Annotated in this window: 4 protein-coding genes; all 4 read left to right on the forward strand. The window is 42.3% G+C overall.

Annotation, left to right across the window (positions count from 1 at the left end):
* A partial coding sequence (locus tag A3735_RS32050) for a hypothetical protein (protein WP_231882616.1) occupies positions 1 to 191 on the forward strand: 191 nt, incomplete at its 5' end.
* Positions 192 to 377: 186 nt separating this feature from the next.
* A complete protein-coding gene (locus A3735_RS21215) occupies positions 378 to 710 on the forward strand; it encodes a Qac family quaternary ammonium compound efflux SMR transporter (RefSeq protein WP_068511193.1) in 333 nt (110 codons plus the stop codon).
* A gap of 136 nt (positions 711 to 846) precedes the next feature.
* On the forward strand, positions 847 to 1131 hold the full coding sequence (locus A3735_RS21220; protein ID WP_068553828.1) for a hypothetical protein: 285 nt from the start codon (positions 847 to 849) through the stop codon (positions 1129 to 1131).
* A 117-nt stretch (positions 1132 to 1248) separates the two neighbouring features.
* Positions 1249 to 1650: a hypothetical protein gene (locus A3735_RS21225; protein ID WP_068633819.1), complete on the forward strand. Its 402-nt coding sequence runs from the start codon at positions 1249 to 1251 to the stop codon at positions 1648 to 1650.
* Positions 1651 to 1856 lie beyond the last annotated feature (206 nt).

Genomic DNA, 1856 nt, shown 5'->3' on the forward strand with positions numbered 1-1856 from the left:
CTGCCAACGAATATATTTGGGGTGTAAACAGAACGGGATACTTTTGTCACTTGGTCAAGGATATCAACTTCGAAGCTTTACGATTGCACTTTGATATTCCGCCTTCAATAGAGCTAAGTGAAACTGAACAGCGTATTAGCTGCATGAATACTTATACTGACATCAAAGTAACAAAGAAAAAATGCACATAACCAACAGCTCAAACGGACTCCGTAACAATCGCATCATTTTTGTTCCAAAAATGCCGCCATTGTTACTCCTCCGTTTAGCTGGGCGTTAGATGCCCCATGTGCTCACAGCCTCTCCAAAAGAACAAGACTGTTCATTTTTAAAGGGTTAGTTTAATCTTTCGAAAAATATATACATTGGAGAAAACTGTGAAAAACTGGTTATTCTTATCCGCTGCTATTATTTGTGAAGTAATTGCAACATCCAGTCTTAAGTCTAGTGAAGGTTTTACTAAAATCGCCCCATCGCTGCTTGTTATTATTGGCTATGGCGCTGCTTTCTATTTACTTTCACTTACTCTGAAATCAATCCCTGTTGGTATTGCATATGCAGTTTGGTCAGGGCTTGGCATAGTTTTAGTAACTCTAGTCGCATGGTTCATGCACGGGCAAAAACTTGACCTTTGGGGGTATGTTGGCATGGGTTTAATCGTTGGTGGCGTTGTTGTTCTCAACTTGCTTTCAAAAACCAGTGCACATTAGTCCAGTATGCATCTAACAAGTTGCACCAGTCGGAAAACCTCCGCTCCGCGGCTTTGTGCATTCGCTTCGCTCATTGTTGCACAAAGCCACTACACTACAGTTTCCGCTGTGCAAGGCGTTAGTTGTAAGTAGGGATATGAAACGAGTAGCAATAATACTTAGTATTTTGTGTGTTTTGGTCTACGGAATTTCTTGGTTTTTCGGTACGCCCTATATTCATATACTCATTGGTATTATGGGTATACAACTTTTCATGTCTCTTGCCTCTGTCGGTGAAAACGAAGAAGAATTGGTCGAGTTAAAAGCACAGGGTAGCTGGGTTCGTGAATGGCATGTCTGGGTTCTGCTTGCGTGTATTTTTTCTGGGCTGGTAGTCGCAGAATATTACTATCCAGTACTAGAGAGCTTTGGGGCAAAATGACAACTAACAAGTTTATCAAACATCGTTCCGGCCACAAAAACACGTGGCCTGCACTGGACGCGCAAAAAGACGCGCGCCGTTTATAAAAGCGTTATACGTAAAAATGGAATTTCCAGAATGAACAAGTATGTGAAGTATTGCTTCCTCTCTGTTGTTTTTGCCGCTTCTTTAGTTGTGCTTTTTGCAGCGGGCGTATTCGCTTACATGAAAGTGCAAGAAGCAATGATTACGCGGGTAAACGACCCTGATATAAACCTTAAAACAGTTAATCATTGGCTCAGCGGTGACAAGTTGGTTTTTACCGCAATAGCTGAGAACAACAGCGAACACGAATGGCTCAATGTTTCTGTAAATTTTATCGTTAAAAAATCAGATGGCAGCTTCTTTAAACGGTGCCCATTACTGCTAATAAATAAGCCGTTTTCAAGTGGTAACATCGACATTGAAGCTGTCTGTACAAACATGCCTGCCGGCTTTAGCAATTACACCTATGAGGTCAAGATCTTCGGCGAATACTAAAACGTATAACCAGGCAATCAAAGACGCCCACAAAGGGTCGTGGGCTGGACTCGCTCTGCTGCGCGCCGCTCGCCCTTTATTGCGGCGTTAAATGTTTTTTGGCCTTTAGGTTTAAGGCTCAGTATTCGGCAAGGAATGCACGTTTCTAATCTGGCACCTTTCCGTTTAAATTTTTAGGGTAGGTGGCACGTTTTCCCACTGTTCAG

The sequence above is a fragment of the Oleiphilus sp. HI0061 genome (genome assembly GCF_001635675.1).